This is a genomic window from Flammeovirga sp. AWQ4_249, assembly GCF_056161045.1.
Map to the genome: position 1 here is coordinate 17,751 of NZ_JBSWYJ010000015.1, position 18,955 is coordinate 36,705.

Genomic DNA, 18,955 nt, shown 5'->3' on the forward strand with positions numbered 1-18,955 from the left:
TCGCCCTTTGAAATTGTGCAGTAATGTATAAGTAGTCGAAGGGGTTTCGGTTACTCATTATTGACGTTGAGCAAAAAACAATCAAAATGCAAATTCTTAGCGAACAAGAAGTACTCCGTAGAGAAAAGAGACAACAGTTAATGGACTTGGGCATTGATCCATATCCAGCGGAAAAATTTGATGTAAACGTTTCAGCAGCACATATTCATAAGAATTTCGATCGTCGTCCTAATGATTATGGAACAGTGTCTATTGCTGGTCGTATTATGAGTGTTCGTGCGATGGGTAAGGCAGCTTTTGTTGAATTACAAGATGCCTCAGGTCGTATCCAAGTTTATGTAAATAGAGATGAAATCTGTCCTGGTGAGGATAAGACATTATATAATACGGTTTTCAAAAAGTTATTAGATAGAGGTGACTTTATTGGTATCACAGGTTTTGTTTTCAAAACTGAAGTAGGGGAAACTACAGTTCATGCCAAGACACTTAAAGTTTTATCTAAATCTTTAAAACCACTTCCTGCAGTTAAGGTAACAAAAGACGAAGAGGGTAATGAAACTATGCACGATGCATTTTCTGATCCTGAATTAAGATACCGTCAACGTTACGTTGATTTAGTAGTGAATAAAGAAGTGAAAGAGACTTTCGTTAAAAGAACGAAGATCATTAACGCTATGCGTAACTTCTTTAACGATCATGGACATTTAGAAGTAGATACTCCAGTATTACAAAGTATCCCTGGTGGTGCAGCGGCTAGCCCGTTCATTACTCATCACAATGCCTTAGATACTCCTTTATATTTAAGAATTGCCAACGAATTATACTTAAAAAGATTAATCGTGGGTGGTTTTGATGGTGTATATGAATTCTCTCGTAACTTCAGAAATGAAGGTATGGATAGAACGCATAACCCTGAATTTACTGCAGTTGAAATCTATGTAGCTTACAAAGATTACAACTGGATGATGGAGTTTACTGAACAATGTTTAGAGACTGTTGCAATGGCTGCAAACGGTACTACAGATGCTAAAGTAGGAGAGAATGAAATCTCTTTCAAAGCACCTTACCGTCGTGTTACTATGGCAGAAGCAATTATGGAACATACAGGTAAAGACATCAATGGTAAATCTGTTGAAGAATTACGTGTTTTCTGTGATGAGTTAGGCATTGAGCATGACGAAACAATGGGTAAAGGTAAGTTGATCGATGAGATCTTCGGTGAAAAATGTGAGGGCAATTATATTCAGCCAACATTCATCACTGACTATCCTGTAGAGATGTCACCTTTATGTAAGCGTCACAGAGATAATCCTGAATTGACAGAGCGTTTTGAGTTAATGGTAAATGGTAAAGAGGTAGCGAATGCTTACTCAGAGCTTAATGACCCAATCGATCAAAGAGAGCGTTTTGAAGAGCAAATGAAGTTAATGGAAGCAGGTGATGACGAAGCAATGTTCATCGATCAGGACTTCTTAAGAGCATTAGAATATGGTATGCCTCCTACATCTGGTTTAGGTATCGGTATTGACCGTCTTGTAATGATGTTAACTGATAATGCATCAATCCAAGAAGTATTATTCTTCCCTCAAATGCGTCCTGAAAAATGGCCTGTAGCTTCTTCTGAAGCAGAGTGGGAAGCAATTGGTGTAGGTACAGACCTTATTAATGTAATGCACAAACTTGGTTTCTATATGACTTCTGATCTTGCAGATAAAGCTGTAGGTAAATTAATGAATGACTTCATCGGTATGAAGAAGAAACTGAAATTAAAGCAAATCCCTAATCCATCGAAAGATACGGTTCAAGGGTGGATTGATAAAGCTGTAGAAGCGAATAACTAAAATTACACTATTAATTAAGTAGTAATTCTAAATAGATTAAGCTATCTCCATTTATGGGGATAGCTTTTTTGTTGAATTCTAAATAGTTGATTATCAACATGTAGTAGTAAATGTCATAAGAATGACGTAATTATGACATTAGAAATATTACCATTTTTAGATTTACTTTGTGACCAAACAAAAAATAATTTTATTATATGGTAACTATTGGATCAAAAATTAAGGAAATAAGAAAGAATAAAGGTTTAACCCAAGAAGAATTAGCAGAAAATGCTAAAGTAAGTTTAAGAACTATTCAAAGAATTGAGAAAGGAGAAACAGAACCCAGAGGAAAAACCCTTGTATTAATATGTGAAGCTCTGGGTATTGACGTGAAGGAACTATTGAACTATGATAAGATAGAAGATAAAAGTGTTTTTATTTTAATGCATCTTTCTGTTCTCGCTTTTCTAGCTATTCCTGTAGGAAATATATTATTACCTTTTATTGTTTGGCAAAATAAGAAAGACAAAGTTATTGACTTAGAAGAAATGGGAGAAAATCTTATTAATTTTCAAATTTCATGGAGTATAATTACATATTCTATATTAATTGTCGGTGGTATATTAATATTTACTTGTGAAGAATGTCAACAAATATTTAGCTTTTTTTTCATAGCTATTACCTATTTGATATTATCATTGTTAAATATTATTCTACCAATCGTATTTTCTATTTTAGCAGCTAAAGGTAAAACACAATACAAATATCCAAAAATAATCCAATTGGTGTAAAAGGTAAATACATTGTATCTTTAACTTGAATTTTCAACAGAATTATAAATGAAATGAATTATTCAAGTACTGCTAAAGGTTTTTTGATATATAACTACAGACATCTCTTCCTTTTTTTACTCTTCACTATTTTCAATAGTGGGACCTTTGTAAATGCTCAGAATGCTATTTTTGAATTTGAAAAAGCATTTTGTGAATGTCATGGTGAATTTGACTCCACTAAGTTTACTAGAGTGGAATTAGAAAATACAATTCATTATTTATGGGATACAGACTATTTCAGGACTAACCCTACAATCTGGAGGTTAGAAGAGGCTCATAAATTTGATGCTCAAGATGTAATTAATGAATCAGAAAAATTTATTGAACTGTATGAAAATTTAGATTACACAAAGAATGATTTCTGGACGAAAGTCATGGAAGAAAAACTTCAATATTACAAAGAAGTTGCTAGGTTAAGAGAAGTAACTGCTTTGGCTTATGAAACCCCAAAAGAACTACTTAGTTTTCCAGTTAAAAATAAAAGAACTTTGTATTATAGAGATGCTATAATTAAAGGAGGAGACCTTTTGATAGTAGCTTGGAAAAAAATTAATGAAGAAAATAAAAAAAACAATGCTGAACCAATGAAACTTCAATTACAGTTTAATGAAGAATATCAATCGAAAGATAAGATGAAATATGCTTTTATTACTGTCATGGAATTTGGTTGGTGGAATAGTGCAAATGAAGAAATCTCACATTTTTCTACAGATTACTCATTTGATAAAGAGTTTGAAAAGCTTCTCATCAAAGTGGATTGTCATTGTGATGATTATGAATTAAACCATGAACATTAAGCCCATGAAGATTTATCATCAAGTAATTATTAACGCCTCAATTGAATCCGTTTTTAAAGCTATAACTGAAAAGGAAGGTTTGTCAAAGTGGTGGTTAGAGGATTGTACAGTAAAGCCTGAACTAGGTTTTGTGAATATTTTTAGATATAAAGGTTTTCCGGACAATGAAATGGAAATAATAGATATTCAACAAAACAAAAAAATAGAATGGAAGTGCTTAAATAGTCATGAGGAATGGATTGGTACTAATATTAGCTTTGAAGTTTCAAATCAAAATGGAATGACAAAACTTGATTTTAAACATTCGAATTGGAAAGAACAATCTGATTTTTTTGGTATATGTAGCTATCATTGGGCAAGACATCTAACTATTTTAAAAGATTATTGTGAAACAGGAATTTTTACATTAAATCCTGAAAAAGAAAAAGAAGAAGTAAGGAAGGTGAAAGTAAATAAGTGATTAATTATTCATTTAAAAAAATATAAAATATCAAACAAAAATATAAAATCCATCATTATTTGTTAATGGTGGATTTTTATTTTTAATGTTAACTATTGATTATCAGTGTCTTTATTATTCTTTATTTATTGTTTGAATTCATAATGTTTGAAATATAACTAAATTTACTTTCAAGCAAAACAATCAAAACAAAAATGAGAAATAATTACTTCACGTTACTATTTTTACTATTCATTACTACTTCCTATGCTCAAGAAAAAGCTGTATTAATTTCAGAGGATACAACTTCATCTTTATACCCTTATACTTTTCCAATATGGGGGCAGGAAGTACAAGATAAAGGTATTGATTTCCCACTTCCAGCAGGTATATCTGTGCATTATGTCTATAATGAAATGTACTTAGGAATTTCTGAATTTGGAATGGGTATTAATGGACAAGATCTTTCTTCCGTATTTAATGAAGAAACTCTTGGTTTTCAAACAACACGAGCCTATTCTAATGGAATTAATTTAAGAGGAGATCTCTTTACACTTCCTTTTTTAAATGTTTATGGACTATTTTCATATGTTGAAGGGGGAACAGAAGTGGTTTTACAACCTGATTTTGGAATGGGGCAAATGCCTGTTATCAGTTCTAATGTGATATTTCAAGCCATCTCATATGGTGGAGGAGCAACTTTTAATTATGGATATAAGGATTTCTTTATATCAGGTGATGTAAACTATTCAGGTACAAGAACTGACCTTTTAGAAAATGATGTTACCGTGATTGTTTCTTCTGTTCGTTTTGGCAAGAAGTTTAAACTCAAAAAAGATAGGTTTGTCAATTTCTATGTTGGTGCAATGTATCGCAATTTTAGAACTAGTGATGTCAATGCCGGTAGTATTCAATTTAGTGAAGCAATGCCAAATCTAGATGATGAGTATTACAAATGGTATGATCAATTGAGTAAACCACAACAAGTAATGATTGATAGAGGAATAAATAACCTCAATGAAAGATACGATTTAATGATAGGAGAAGGGGGAGTAATGAGCTCAACTGTTGACTACCATATAAAAAAGGATTTAATTAAAAAATGGACTTTTCAATTCGGAGGTCAGTTTCAAGTAAGTAAAAGACTATGGATAAGAGGTGAATATGGAATCTCAGATTATTCAAAGTTTATAATGACCGGGATTAATTATAGATTTGGTATTTAGTAAGCAAAAGAGTAGCATTTTTTATGTTACTCTTTTTTTTATGCATACTATTTTACTGATTTTAGGATACTATCTTACAATCTCTGGAGAGTACTTTTTCTACTTTTGTATTCAATAATTTAAAAAAAAGTGAATTGAATTTACTGATATCCTTGACGAATTTACTGATACTTTTTATGTGAGTACGGTACTTTTGCATCGTTCATTTATTCATCAAAAAATATTCTATGACTTCCATTAACATCAAAGAAGCTATTAAAACAGCTCTTGCACTTGTAATTGCATATGCCATTGCACTTAGTCAAGATTGGTATGATCCTGCTTGGTCAGGTTTTGCAGTGGCTATGGTTGCCATGCCAATGTTTAATGTAGAACAGTCATTCAAAAAGGCTCTTCTTCGTTTAAGTGGTACAATCCCAGGTAGTATCGGTGGTTTACTGATGATTTCAATAGCACCTCAAAGTAGATTTTTATTTATTACATGTGTACTTATTTGGCTATTCATTTCAACCTATTTGATGTTGTCTGATACCAAAAGAAATTACTTTTGGAATGTAATTGGTTTCACAATGCTTATTATTTCAAGTACAGGTGCAGAATCTGCTTCTACAGCATTTGATCACGCATTATATAGAATATTAGAAAATGTAACAGGAATTAGTGTATATACGCTTGTTTCTCTTTTGATTTGGCCTAATTATAAGAATAATACCATTGCAGATTCTTTAAGGAAAGTCTTGGGTTCAATTAATGATTCATTGAATTATCTAGAGTTTTCAAGAAAATATAATGACTTTACCATTACATTTTATCAAAAGATATCCATTCTAGATGAAAATATTACAAGTTTTCAGAATGATATTGATGAGAATTTTTTTGATGAAAATATAAAGAGTTCAAATAAAGATATTTGGAATAATACTTCTCAAACTTTTCAAGATATTTCTTTGAGCATAACAAATATAAATATCCTGAAAAAAGATTTATATCATCAACACAGAGGATTACTAGAAGAGGATATAAAACTCCTCACAAAAGAAGTAATACACCGTGTAAAAGAGATAAAATTATTGATATATAATAAGGAAGTAGTAGCCAAAAAAGTAATGCCATCAATAGATTTTCAAAGATATAGTGATCAAGTTAATGAATTAGAAAAAAGGTTTTTAGATGCTTTAGATTTAGAATATAAAAGGCTATTTAATCAGCTTGATAAAATAGAAGATAACCTTTGTCAGATCTTAACATTAAAAGAAAAAACTAAACCAGAAACATCTAGATTTCGTTTTAATTTAGTCCTTGATAGAGATTATTTTCAAAAAACAATTTTTGCAGTAAGTGCCGTATTTTCTAGTTATTTAATCTGGTTATTTTTTGATCCACCAGGACATAATCAATGGTATGTAATGGCAGGTGTAAATGGAATGGCAATGGCGAATTTAACCAGTTTAAAAGCAAAGGATTTTTTGCCCCCAACATACATTATGTGTATTGTCATCACCGTTTTTTACACGATTCTGATGCCTTTAAGTAGCAACTTTGCTTACTTTGCTCTTTTGTTGTTTGTGTATACTTTTATACAACATTTTTACCTAAAAGGAATGGCTTATATTACTGCTTCTATTGGTCTTATGTCATTAGGGGTTGCAAGTCAGCAGCAATATGATTTCTCACAATTAGTAAATGGTTTCTTATTTGATATCATGTACATGATGTTTCTAATTGGTGCGGGTTATTTAATGAGCTCAACAAGACCAGAAAAGAAATTTTTAAAGTCCATTGAGAGGTTCTTTAAAAGTACGCAATATTTATATGGAAATAATAAAGGAAAACGCAATAAATTGTATAAAAATTTACTCCTGCAAGATGTGAAAACAATACCTCTTTTATTGAAAGAATACCTTAATGAAATTGATTATAGTTTTTTTAATCAAGTAGATAAAAAACAACTAGAAGACCTCTCATTAATGGTGTTTAGAATATCGAAGAGACTTCACTTAATATTGGAACATCAAAATGTGAATTCTTCAAATTTTGCAGTCAAAAGTGAAACAAAGTCCTTAATAGCTTCAGTAAATCAAGAGTTATTGAAAATCTCAAAAGGGAAAGAATGTGATACTGATTTTATTAATCAGAAAATAAAAGAAATTTATGAGGGAGTGAAAACAGAAAAAGTTGAAACAGTCTCAGAAACCTATAAATTTTTGAATAGTTTTAAAATCTTTTATGAAGCGATGCATGGATATCATGACATCAGGAAAAACATTCATCTCTTCTCACTTAAAGAAGAGCGTTTTTCATAGAATAGGAGAATTATACAAAGGCTAGACATTCAAATTTATTTGTCTAGTCTTTCTTACTTTTCCCATTTTTATTTTAATATAAATAAGAAAAAAATGTAGAGAAAATGGTAGTACAATTCACATTTGAAAAGTATAATCTTAATATAGAAAAGTACTATTTCAATAGAAATTAAAGAAAAAGTATTGTTGATTACATCTCCAAAATGTTAACTTTAAACTACATCTAACTGATAATTAAAAATGAGATATAAATTATTTGGCAAGTCAGGGTTAAAAGTCTCTGAACTATGCTTAGGCGCTATGACTTTTGGTGAAGAATGGGGCACAGGTGCTGATTTCGAAACATCTAAAAAAGTATTTGAAACATTTGCTGACGCTGGGGGTAATTTTATTGATACAGCTAATTTTTATACCAATGGAACTTCTGAAAAATATCTCGGAGATTTTGTGGGAAGTGAAAGAGATAAGTTTGTATTAGCTTCAAAATATACATTGATAGAAGATGAAACACATCCCAATGGAACGGGTAATTCTCGTAGAAATATGATGCGTACAGTTGAGGCTTCTCTGAAAAGAATGAATACCGATTATATGGATGTGCTTTGGGTACATATGTGGGATTTTACGACACGTGTTGATGAGGTCTTAAGAGCGATGAATGATCTTATTTCTCAAGGAAAAGTATGTTATATTGGTATTTCTGATACTCCAGCTTGGGTTGTTGCTAAAGCAAATATGATGGCAGAACTAAGAGGATGGGAAGAATTTGTAGGCTTACAGGTAGAATATAGTTTGATCACAAGAGATGTAGAACGGGAATTAATCCCAATGGCAGATGATTTTGGAATGTCAATCACAACTTGGTCACCTTTAGGGGCAGGGTTACTTACAGGAAAGTACAACAAAGGTATGATTGAAGGTGCACGTCTTTCTGAAAAGAGTGTGAAATTTAATCCTGAAAATATACAGATTGCCCAAGCAGTATCTGACATAGCAGATAAACTAGGCAAGTCACCTTCTCAAGTTGCACTCAATTGGTTAAGAGCACAAAACAAAAATATCATCCCAATTATTGGTTCTAGAAAACCTCATCAGGTGGAAGATAATTTGAAGTGCTTGGATTGGAAGTTATCTGCTGAAGATGAAGCGACATTATCAGAAATCAGTAAAATTGATTTAGGATTCCCCACAAAATTCTTGAAAGAAGACGCTCCTAAAAAATATTCGTATGGAGGTTGGTATGATAAGATTGATCATAGGAAATAATATAATAAACTAGAAAAAAGTAGGGTGTTGATAAGCAATAGCCCTATTTTTTTTGTATTTAATATTAATCCAATACTCGTAATAAGGTAGACGCCAATAATAGGTAATCCAATTTTAAAAGTTTGGAATAAAGAAGGGCAATTTTTATGCAAAGAAACAAAAAATACCATCCCAATCAACCCGGAAAATAGAGTAAAAGATTGACATTTACTTCCTTTTTTAAAAACATATTTAAGTCCTCTTTTTATCATTAATGTGATCCATTCACAACATAGAGCGACTAATAAACATATGCCAAAGAATATTATAAAATAGAGTACTTTTTGATAAGCTGCATTTGGTTCAAATACTTGAAGAAAAGGGATGCGTAGAAAACCATTAACCGCAAATAGATATAAGCTTTTTTTACCAAAATATACTAAAATAGTATTTGGTTTTGTGTTGATGCCAATCAGTTTATCATAACCCAAAAGGCAAATGAGAGTTACGCTTAAAAATGAAAAAGGGAAGACTTCAGTATAAAAATTACCTAAACCAAAAACAACCAAAGCAATAGCAAATAATGAAGTTTTAAAAGTAGTGTTTAATTGAAATTTTGTAAAATATATACCTAAATAGAAAATGGGTAAATGACCTATTGCTGTGAAATATACATTTTGATTTTCTGATAAAAAATAAGGTTGAATCACCCAATTGACCAAAATTATCCACCCAATAATGATAGAGAACTGTATCAGTGGTGTTTTTAGTTTTGTACCCAATGTATAGGTTACTGGAAAAATAAGGTACAGTTGAAAAATTAAACTATAAAACCACCAAGGTCCGTTGAGAGATAAAGCTTCTTCAGGTATTAAATTATTGAATAGTGTAAGTTTATATACACTTGAGAGGATAGTTTGACAACCAAAGTTGATTCGGTTGAAAAGTAGTTGGTAGCCCAAAAACAAAGCTAAAGCAGCTAATAAAGAGGGATAGAGGCTCCACCATCTTTTTTGGATGAAACTACTATAACTTTGTTTCGGATGATAACTTTTTGCTAATCCATATCCTGATAAAAAAACAAACATTTGAACTCCATAATGTCCCAAGAAGGAGAAAAGTAAGTTAATACCTTCTTCAGGAGAAGACATAAGCAAGTTCAAAAAATTATGTACTCTCTGAGCATCAAAATTAAATTCGTTTTCACCAGGATTAGGTCCGATAAAATGAAAATAATTATGAGCGATGATAAAGAGTATACTTAATCCTTTAAGCTGATTTGTTTGTTGTTTAGATATATTCATAGACTACTTTTTCCTTCGTACTCCACCTGTTCGCATTCTAGTTTTATAAGAACTATTTTTATTGAATGTCTTTTTTCGTGGAGGTGCACTTAAATCTTCCGGCTTAATTTTTAACAATGGAAGCAATTCATTTCTCTTTAATTCAATTACCCCTCCAATTTTTAATTTTTCAATTCTTAAATTTTGAATGGCAATTCGTTTTAAACGTAAACAAGGAAAACCAACGGAAGCAACCATTTTTCTTACTTGTCTATTTTTACCTTCATGAATACTTAATTCAATAAAAGAAGTAGGTATGTTTTTTCGGAAACGAACAGGTGGATCTCTATCCTCTAAGTTTATTGGTTTAGGGACACGTTTACACTGTGCTGGGAGCGTAGTATATTTCTTTTTGTCTACTGTAATTTCAGTGCCTTTACATAGTTTTTGAATGGCTTCATCTGTTATTTCTCCATCAACCTGAACGAGGTATGTTTTCTTATGTTCAAATTTAGGGTGCAATAATTGATGATTCAAAGCCTTATCATTTGTAATGATCAATAAGCCTTCAGAATCCATATCTAAACGTCCCACCGGATAAACATCGGTAGGGAATTTCCCTAAAGATTTCAACGTTTTTCTTCCCTCTTGATCTGAAAATTGTGGCAAAACGCCATAAGGCTTATTGATGATATAATATCTATGTAAAGTATTCATATTTTATTTAAAACTCGGTATTCCTGTAATTTCTGCCCCTAAAATTAATAAATGTATGTCATGTGTACCCTCATAAGTGATCACAGATTCTAAATTCATCATATGACGCATGATCGGATAATCTCCAGTGATACCCATTCCACCCAAAACTTGTCTTGCTTCACGTGCGATTTTTAAGGCCATATCCACGTTATTACGCTTAGCCATAGATATTTGTGCAGTTGTTGCTTTTCCCTTATTTTTTAGCTGACCTAGTCTCAAAGCTAAAAGTTGAGCTTTTGTAATTTCAGTTAACATTTCTGAAAGCTTCTTTTGAGTAAGCTGAAAAGCACCAATTGGCTTATCAAACTGTTGTCTTTCCAATGCATAATCTCTTGCCGTTTCATAACAATCAATTGCAGCACCGATGGCACCCCAAGCAATTCCATAGCGGGCATTATCTAAACATTTTAGAGGAGCCCCTAAACCGTCTTTCATAGGAAGTATATTTTCTTCAGGTATTTTGACATTATCAAAAACCAACTCACCTGTAATACTTGCTCTTAATGACCATTTGTTATGAATTTCAGGCGCTGTGAACCCATCCATTCCTTTTTCAACAATTACCCCTTTTACTCTTCCTTCTTCATTTTTGGCCCAAACAATAGCGATATCAGCTACGGGTGAATTTGTAATCCACATTTTTGCACCATTCAGAATATAATGTTCACCTTCTTTTCTCAAGGTAGTTTCCATGCCCGAAGGATTTGACCCATGATTAGGTTCTGTTAAACCAAAACAGCCTAAAAATTCACCAGATGCTAATTGGGGGAGGTACTTTTGTTTTTGTTCTTCTGAGCCGAAAGCTTCAATAGGAAACATGACTAATGAACTTTGTACAGAGGCCATGGATCTTAATCCAGAATCACCTCTTTCTACTTCTTGCATGATCAATCCATAGGAGATATAATCCATTCCACCACCACCGTACTTTGTGGAAATTGCTGGACCAAATAATCCCATTTCACCAAATTGAGCTACTAAATAAGCTGGAAATGTCGCCTTTTGAGCATGTTCCTCGATGATTGGTTTTACATTTTGATGGATAAAATCTGCAGTGGAGTTTCTTGCTAGTTTTTGATCTTCAGTTAGTAGATCGTCTATTGCATAAAAATCTGTCATTTTGGTAATTTATGATGTGTTTATGGTTTTGTATTGTTCTTTATTAAAGGTACGATAACAAAAATTGAATTACAGATAAACAGAAGAAATTATTTTAAAATTGTAAGGAATATTTACGATGAAAATTGAAAAATCTGAAGTTGATTTTGTAATTTCGTGGTTTATAAAATATAGAAACAGACAAAAAATTTATAAATATGGCTTTTGAAGTAGTAGGCAAGGTCGAAAAGATCATGGATACACAGCAAGTGACAGCCACTTTTAAGAAAAGAGAATTCGTTCTTTTAATTCAAGAAGGTAGCTACCCACAGTACATTAAGTTCCAAGCAACTCAAGATCGTTGTAACTTATTAGATAGTTATAATGAAGGTGATGATATTGCAGTGACTTTCGATTTGAAAGGTAGACCATTTGACAAAGGTGGTGAAACAATTTATTTCACAAACCTTGAAGCTTGGAGAATTAATCCAGCAGCAAATGCTCAGCCAGCAGCAGCTCCACAACAAGCAAATTATGGTGGTGCTCCAGCTCCAGCTGCTTCGACAAATACACCTCCACCACCTCCACCACCAGTAGGAGGCGATGATATTGATGGTGATTTACCATTCTAATTAAAAAAAGAGAGTTACTTCAAAGTAGCTCTCTTTTTTTTTATCTGACTATTTACTTTTTTCATATACTTATAAGTCTTATTAATTATAACATTCTAATAATAAATTAACTACATATAGAGAAACAACTTCTTCTGTCGTATTTTATAAATAAATCAACCCAAAAAATATGACGCAATTGATAATTTCTCAATCGGTCTGTACATTTTCATTAAATGCTTATTGTAAACAAAGCAGTCGTTAACAAAAGTAAATATCAACAACGTAACAAAAAGTAATGACGTTACCACATCTAAAGAACAACGTTACAAAACATAATGATCTCTAAATTTTTTATCAATCGACCTATCTTTGCTTCAGTTTTAGCTATTATCATAGTGCTAACAGGTAGCATTGCTCTCGTTAATCTACCAATTGCAGAGTACCCGAACATAACACCGCCAACGGTAAACGTGACAGCTTCATACCCTGGGGCAAGTGCAGAAGTAATTGCGCAGACAGTAGGGGCACCCATTGAGCAATCAGTGAATGGTGTGGAAAACATGCTTTATATGAACTCAACTTCAAACAATGATGGTACATATACTTTGACCATTACTTTTGAGGTAGGTACAGACTTGGATATAGCCACTGTATTGGTTCAGAACAAGGTAGCTCAAGCATTACCTAAAATTCCAGACATCGTCCAAACATTGGGTGTGGTAACTGATAAATCATCATCAGGTGTCTCTGTACAAGCCGCAAATCTTGTTATGATTGCTGCAATTCAGTCCGATGATGATGTGGTTGACTCCTTATTCTTAAGTAATTATGCGAAAGTATACATTGCAGATGAATTAAAAAGGATTCCAGGTGTAAGTAACGTGAGTATATATGGGGTCAATGACTATAGTATTCGTGTTTGGATGGACCCATCAAAACTTAGAGATAGAGGGCTTTCTTCTGTGGATGTGAAGAATGCTATTATGTCACAAAACGTGCAGGTAGCCGCAGGACAGTTGGGCCAAACTCCTTCTAGCTCAACTCAAAAAAATCAATATGCATTAGTTGTTTCTCCAGGTCGTCTTGAAGATGTAAAACAGTTTGAAGACATTGTTGTAAAAACAGATAGTAAGGGACGTACCATCTTCTTAAAAGATGTTGCTAACATTGAATTGGGTAGTAAAGACTACAATATGTTTTTCCACTTAAAAGGAAAGCAAGCTGCAGGTATTGCTATTTATCAATTGCCTTCTGCCAATGCATTAGATATCCAAAAACAAGTTATAGAAAGACTCGGTATTCTAAAGGAGAAATTCCCTGAAGGGATGTCTTATTCTGTTCCTTTAGATACGACAAAATATGTGAAAGTTTCTATTGATGAAGTAGTAGAAACCTTAGTGATTGCCATTATTCTTGTATTCATAGTAATGTATATGTTCTTACAAGATTGGAGAGCAACATTAATTCCGGCAGTAACAATTCCAGTAGCACTAATTGGTACATTTGCGGTAATGAGTGCATTGGGCTTCTCAATCAATATATTATCCCTATTCGGTTTAGTTCTCGCCATCGGTATTGTGGTGGATGATGCCATTGTAGTAGTAGAAAATACGAGTAGGCATATGGAAGAAGGTCTTGAAAGAAAAGAGGCTGCCATTAAAGCCATGCAAGAGGTAACAGGGCCAATTATTGCCACAACTTTGGTATTAATGTCTGTATTCTTACCCGCCGCGTCAATGGGAGGTATTACAGGACAATTGTATAAACAATTTGCCTTAACGATTGCAGTATCAACATTATTTAGTGCTTTTAATGCCTTGACATTGTCACCGGCCTTGTGTGCTATTATCCTTCAACCAGAAGATAAGAATAAAAAACAAAATGTAGTCTTTAGGTACTTCAACAAAGGCTACGAGAAAGTATTCTCAAAGTATTCGTATGTACTGACACATGCTGTTAGAAAATTTGGTGTATCCTTAATGGTATTCTTAGGCATTACACTGTTTGCAGGGTGGGACTTTATGATGCTTCCAACATCATTTATTCCTCAAGAAGATCAAGGTTATGTAATGACTTCTGTAGAATTACCAAAATCTGCATCTATGAACAGAACAGCAGAAATTTCTACGCAGTTGGATTCTATTTATTCTCATGTACCAGGTGTGAAAACTTGGATGACTGTGGAAGGCTTCTCCATTATGGACGGTACAACAGCACCAAATAGAGCTACAATCTTTGTCATTTTTGAAGACTGGGATGAAAGAATTGATGAAGGACACGACATTGATCATATCATGAGGGATCTTGCAAAAAGGTATCAAGATATTCTTGGAGCAAATGTTACTTCATTTGTCCCTCCAGCCATAAGTGGTTTGGGTAATACAGGTGGATTCCAAATGGTTATCTTAGATAAAGGTGGAGAAGGATATGGTACAATTCAAAAAGTAGTGGACGAATTTGTTGAGGCAGGAAATCAACAAGAAACATTACAAGGAGTGGGTACTACTTTCGACTCTAGAATTCCTCAATTAAAACTTGATGTAAAAACAGAGCAAGCTCAAATGATGGGTGTTTCGGTTTCTACCATTTATGACGCCTTAAATGCTTTTACGGGTCAACAATATATTGATGACTTCTCAAGATGGAATAGAACGTATCAAGTTAATATTGAATCAAGATCTGACTATAGAACGAAGGTTGATGACCTTTGGAACTTGTATGTGAAATCCGAACAAGGTAAAATGATTTCGATTGGTTCGTTAGTCAACATTTCCTATGTTGAAGCACCAGAAATCGTCACAAGATATAATTTGTATAATGCAGCTTTTGTTCATGGTGATGCACAAATCGGACATAGTTCGGGTGATGCAATTCAAACTATGACAGAGATGAGTGATGCTAAATTGGATAAATCAATGACAGCAACATGGACAGGATTAGCATTCCAGCAAATCAAAGCCAATGGTAGTGTAATTTATGTATTCTTATTAGCTGTAGTCTTTGTATATCTAGTACTAGCGGCACAATATGAATCATGGATTGATCCACTGGGTGTAATCTTAGCCGTTCCTTTAGCCTTATTTGGAGCAGTAATATCCATTCAAATGAGAGGTTTAACCAATGATGTTTACATGCAAATTGGTATTGTACTCTTGGTCGCACTAGCCTCAAAAAATGCCATTCTAATCATTGAATTTGCAAGAGACAATATTGCAAAAGGAGAAAAGTTATTTGATGCAATTGTCGACGCAGGTAAAGTGAGGTTTAGACCAATTTTGATGACTTCTTTCGCTTTCATCTTAGGTGTTTATCCTCTAGTGATTGCCTCTGGAGCTGGAGCCAATTCAAGACACTCTTTAGGTACTACAGTATTTGGAGGAATGTTAGCGGCAACTTTCTTAGCGATCATTTTTGTTCCTTCTAATTATTATTTACTTCATAAATATTTCTCAAAAAAGAAACATGGAGAAGAAGGAAGTGAAGCGAAACCTTCCAAAGAAAATACAGAGGAAGTAAAGAAGGATGAAACGAAAGGACCAAAAAATGAAGATCAGAACTCTTCTAATACTGAAGAGAAAAAAGATGATAAAAAAGATAAAAATACTGATGATTCATCAGATGAAAATATAAAAGATAATTAAAATTTACATGTAACGTTGTATTTTGGGTGTGGCACAAGGACTTTCCAGGTGTCACCCTTTTTATTTTTAAAATAATTATTCAAAGTATAACGTTACTTTAACCATTTAAATGCAAACGAAAACGACATATTCACATCGATATATTGAAATAGTTCAGGTATTAGTCAAATACGGCTTTAAAGGCTGGTTGGCTAATTCCAATATTTCACATCTTATTCCCAATACAATTCTTGATAAAAACCATGAGCTTTCTAAATCTCCTCCTGAGGTAAGGCTTCGATTGGCTATTGAAGAATTAGGACCTACTTTTATCAAGTTAGGGCAGATGATGAGTAATCGTGCGGACTTGATTCCTTTAGAATATGTAAAGGAATTAAAGAAATTACAAGATGAAGTAAAGGAAGATGATTCTTTCGATGTCAAAGTAATTATTGAAGAAGAATTGGGTGAAAAAGCAGATGAAATTTTTAATAAAATTGATCCGACACCAATAGGAATTGCATCAATAGGACAGACATATGCTGTGGAAAGAGAAGGAAAACCAATGGTTTTAAAAGTAAGGAAACCTTCTGCAGAGGCCACTGTAAAGGAAGATCTAAGAATCATTCGATCCATTTTAAGAATTGTAGAACGATCAAGCAGAGCATTTGCGAGGATGGATCCTTTACGACTGTTTGATGAGTTTGAAATGACGTTGAAAAATGAATTGAACTATTCTATTGAAAGGAATAATCAAATACAATTTTGCCGTTTTTTTGAAGGCTCGAAAACAACAACTGCACCTCAAGTTTATCCAAATTTATCTACTGATAAACTCTTTTGTATGGAATATGCAGAAGGAGAGAAGTTGAATGATTTTTTAGAACACGCTACCGAAAAGGAAAAAGAAATTATTAGTAAAAATCTAGTTCAATCTTTCTTTCAACAAATCATTGAATATGGTTTTTACCATGCAGATCCTCATCCTGGAAATGTATTTATTACTAAAGATTTAAAACTATGTTTTATTGATTTTGGTGTGGTTGGTCACTTATTAAAAGAAGATACGACTGTTATTGGTGATTTTTTAGAAGCTTTTCTTTCAAAAAATACAGATAGAGTCATTCATTCTATCAAAAGAATTGCATTGACTCACGAAATAACGAAAGAAAATACCAAGAATCTTCAGTATCAATTGCATGATTTATTTCAGTATATAGATCAAGAAATGGATACAATTCCATGGGTTGATTTTTCTGAAAAAGTCATGACTATAATGTTTAGCTATAACATTACAATGCCTAATTATTTTGTGACTTTAGCGAGATCATTGGCCTTAGTATTAGGTTCAGCATTAGAAATGAATCCTACCATGAATCTTCTTCAAGAAGTTAAACCATTTATCTTGAAGTATCAATTCCATTTCTTTACACCAAAAGGTCAGAGGGAATTAATGATGGATATGATTCATGGATTAAAAGACTTGAGGAATTTCCCAACAGACATCAAGGACATTATTCAACTTATTAAAAAAGGAAAGATTGATGTTATGATCACATTAGAGGAAACTCAACCAATATTGGATTCCTTCAGAAATGGTGTCAATAAATTGACCATTGGTATTATTATCGGATGTTTATTGATAGCTTCATCTTCAATGGCTGTAGCTGAAAATGCTCCGTTTATAAGCCGATTTGCACTTGGAGGTTATGTGATTGCTGGGATTTTAGGTCTTGCTTTGACAATAGATGTTTTCAAAGATCTCTTTCGAAATAAAAAGAAAAAATAAAAATTAGAAAGGTTGTCCATGAGTACTTTGGATGACCTTTTTCATTACTGAAGGAGTGTTTTGCAATAAGGAAATCATTAAGTTCGTAATTCCTTTTTTACCAAAGCTCCTTTGCAATACCCTTCCCATTGTTAACCTGGTTTTGAAGGCTTCTTTCCAAAAGTTTTCATAAGCTTTTAGTGATTCTTCCCAAGTTTGTTTTCCTTCTAAAAATAGATGTAAGTTGGAAGCCATAAATGCACTAGCATGCATAGACATGCTCATACCGTTTCCACATAAAGGAGCAATTAATCCAGCAGCATCACCGATTAATGGGAGTCCATTTTCAATCGTATCTTTTTTGGAAAAATCAACTTGAGCTATACTTAATGGACGTTCCCAAAGCCTTTCGTACTGAAGGTATTTTTTTAAAAAAGGATTTTCTTGTAAAATGTTTTTCTCTAATCTATCGATGTTACCTTCCTTATTAAAAGTGGTACCACTGACCAAATAACACATACAAAGAATATCATTTTCTACTTTAGAAAGACCACAGTAACCTCCTTCGAAATTATGTAATTCAATTTGATTCAAGACAAAATCACCTTTTAAATGATACTTGACAGCAACAAAATTCTTTAATTTAGATTTGTCATTTTTTGACAAATAACTACGGTTCAATTGCTGATCTAGATTAGATCTTTTCCCGTAGGCACCAACTACTGCTTTTGCTTTGTAGGTTGATTTATTCGTTTTTATATCCCAATTATCGGTTGAGTAACTGGCAGATTGAACGGATGTTTTTGTTAGCACTTCAACTCCTTTTTCTTTGGCAATTGAAAATAATGTTTGATCAATAAGGTATCGACTAATGCCAATTCCTCCAGTGGTCAAGGACGATGTTAAATATTGACCATTGGGTGCACTTACTTTCAACTGATTGATAATAGGTAGGTTAAATTGTGAGGAATCAAATCCGATTCGAGATAAAAAATCCCATGATTCTTGAGCGATGTACTCACCACAAACACGGTGAAAAGGATAGTTTTTTTTCTCAATTAAAAGTACTTTCCATCCCAAATCAACCATCTGAATACTTAATGTTAAGCCACCTAATCCTCCTCCAATAATACAAATGTCATACATA

The 18,955-nt window shown here is 32.9% G+C and carries 14 protein-coding genes; 10 read left to right on the forward strand and 4 right to left on the reverse strand.

The window, feature by feature from the left end:
- The first annotated feature begins 86 nt into the window (after positions 1-86).
- The 7 genes from lysS (at position 87) to ACXAHM_RS12850 (ending at position 8,687) form a co-directional block, all read left to right on the forward strand.
- Entirely contained in the window at positions 87-1,841 is a 1,755-nt protein-coding gene (gene lysS / locus ACXAHM_RS12820) for a lysine--tRNA ligase (RefSeq protein WP_474960841.1), read from the forward strand.
- Between the two features lie 197 nt (positions 1,842-2,038).
- Positions 2,039-2,614: a magnetosome magnetite crystal formation protein family gene (locus ACXAHM_RS12825; protein ID WP_474960842.1), complete on the forward strand. Its 576-nt coding sequence runs from the start codon at positions 2,039-2,041 to the stop codon at positions 2,612-2,614.
- Positions 2,615-2,667: 53 nt separating this feature from the next.
- Positions 2,668-3,453, forward strand: coding sequence for a hypothetical protein (locus ACXAHM_RS12830; protein WP_474960843.1), 786 nt, complete (start codon positions 2,668-2,670; stop codon positions 3,451-3,453).
- A gap of 4 nt (positions 3,454-3,457) precedes the next feature.
- Positions 3,458-3,913, forward strand: coding sequence for an SRPBCC family protein (locus ACXAHM_RS12835; RefSeq protein ID WP_474960844.1), 456 nt, complete (start codon positions 3,458-3,460; stop codon positions 3,911-3,913).
- Between the two features lie 194 nt (positions 3,914-4,107).
- Entirely contained in the window at positions 4,108-5,118 is a 1,011-nt protein-coding gene (locus ACXAHM_RS12840) for a hypothetical protein (protein WP_474960845.1), read from the forward strand.
- 227 nt (positions 5,119-5,345) lie between these two features.
- Positions 5,346-7,421, forward strand: a complete 2,076-nt coding sequence (locus ACXAHM_RS12845; protein WP_474960846.1) for an FUSC family protein — start codon at positions 5,346-5,348, stop codon at positions 7,419-7,421.
- A gap of 240 nt (positions 7,422-7,661) precedes the next feature.
- Complete coding sequence (locus ACXAHM_RS12850; RefSeq protein WP_474960847.1) at positions 7,662-8,687, forward strand: aldo/keto reductase; 1,026 nt, start codon at positions 7,662-7,664, stop codon at positions 8,685-8,687.
- On the opposite strand, the gene ACXAHM_RS12855 is transcribed toward ACXAHM_RS12850, so the two are convergent.
- The 3 genes from ACXAHM_RS12855 to ACXAHM_RS12865 are packed head-to-tail and all read right to left on the reverse strand — an operon-like array spanning position 8,675 to position 11,827.
- Positions 8,675-9,970: an acyltransferase family protein gene (locus ACXAHM_RS12855; protein ID WP_474960848.1), complete on the reverse strand. Its 1,296-nt coding sequence runs from the start codon at positions 9,968-9,970 to the stop codon at positions 8,675-8,677. The two genes, ACXAHM_RS12850 and ACXAHM_RS12855, sit on opposite strands and share 13 nt — an antisense overlap.
- Before the next feature lie 3 nt (positions 9,971-9,973).
- Entirely contained in the window at positions 9,974-10,666 is a 693-nt protein-coding gene (locus ACXAHM_RS12860; RefSeq protein WP_474960849.1) for a pseudouridine synthase, read from the reverse strand.
- Between the two features lie 3 nt (positions 10,667-10,669).
- Positions 10,670-11,827, reverse strand: coding sequence for an acyl-CoA dehydrogenase family protein (locus ACXAHM_RS12865; protein WP_474960850.1), 1,158 nt, complete (start codon positions 11,825-11,827; stop codon positions 10,670-10,672).
- A 197-nt stretch (positions 11,828-12,024) separates the two neighbouring features.
- Here ACXAHM_RS12865 and ACXAHM_RS12870 point away from each other — a divergent pair, with 197 nt between their 5' ends.
- From ACXAHM_RS12870 to ACXAHM_RS12880, 3 genes are all read left to right on the forward strand, one after another.
- Positions 12,025-12,438 carry a DUF3127 domain-containing protein gene (locus ACXAHM_RS12870; RefSeq protein ID WP_474960851.1) on the forward strand — a complete coding sequence of 138 codons (414 nt, stop codon included), beginning with the start codon at positions 12,025-12,027 and terminating at the stop codon, positions 12,436-12,438.
- Positions 12,439-12,755: 317 nt separating this feature from the next.
- Complete coding sequence (locus ACXAHM_RS12875; protein ID WP_474960852.1) at positions 12,756-16,061, forward strand: efflux RND transporter permease subunit; 3,306 nt, start codon at positions 12,756-12,758, stop codon at positions 16,059-16,061.
- A gap of 109 nt (positions 16,062-16,170) precedes the next feature.
- On the forward strand, positions 16,171-17,829 hold the full coding sequence (locus ACXAHM_RS12880) for an ABC1 kinase family protein (protein ID WP_474960853.1): 1,659 nt from the start codon (positions 16,171-16,173) through the stop codon (positions 17,827-17,829).
- Between the two features lie 3 nt (positions 17,830-17,832).
- Here the strand turns inward: ACXAHM_RS12880 and ACXAHM_RS12885 are convergent, their stop codons facing one another.
- Entirely contained in the window at positions 17,833-18,954 is a 1,122-nt protein-coding gene (locus ACXAHM_RS12885; protein WP_474960854.1) for an NAD(P)/FAD-dependent oxidoreductase, read from the reverse strand.
- Position 18,955: the final 1 nt, after the last annotated feature.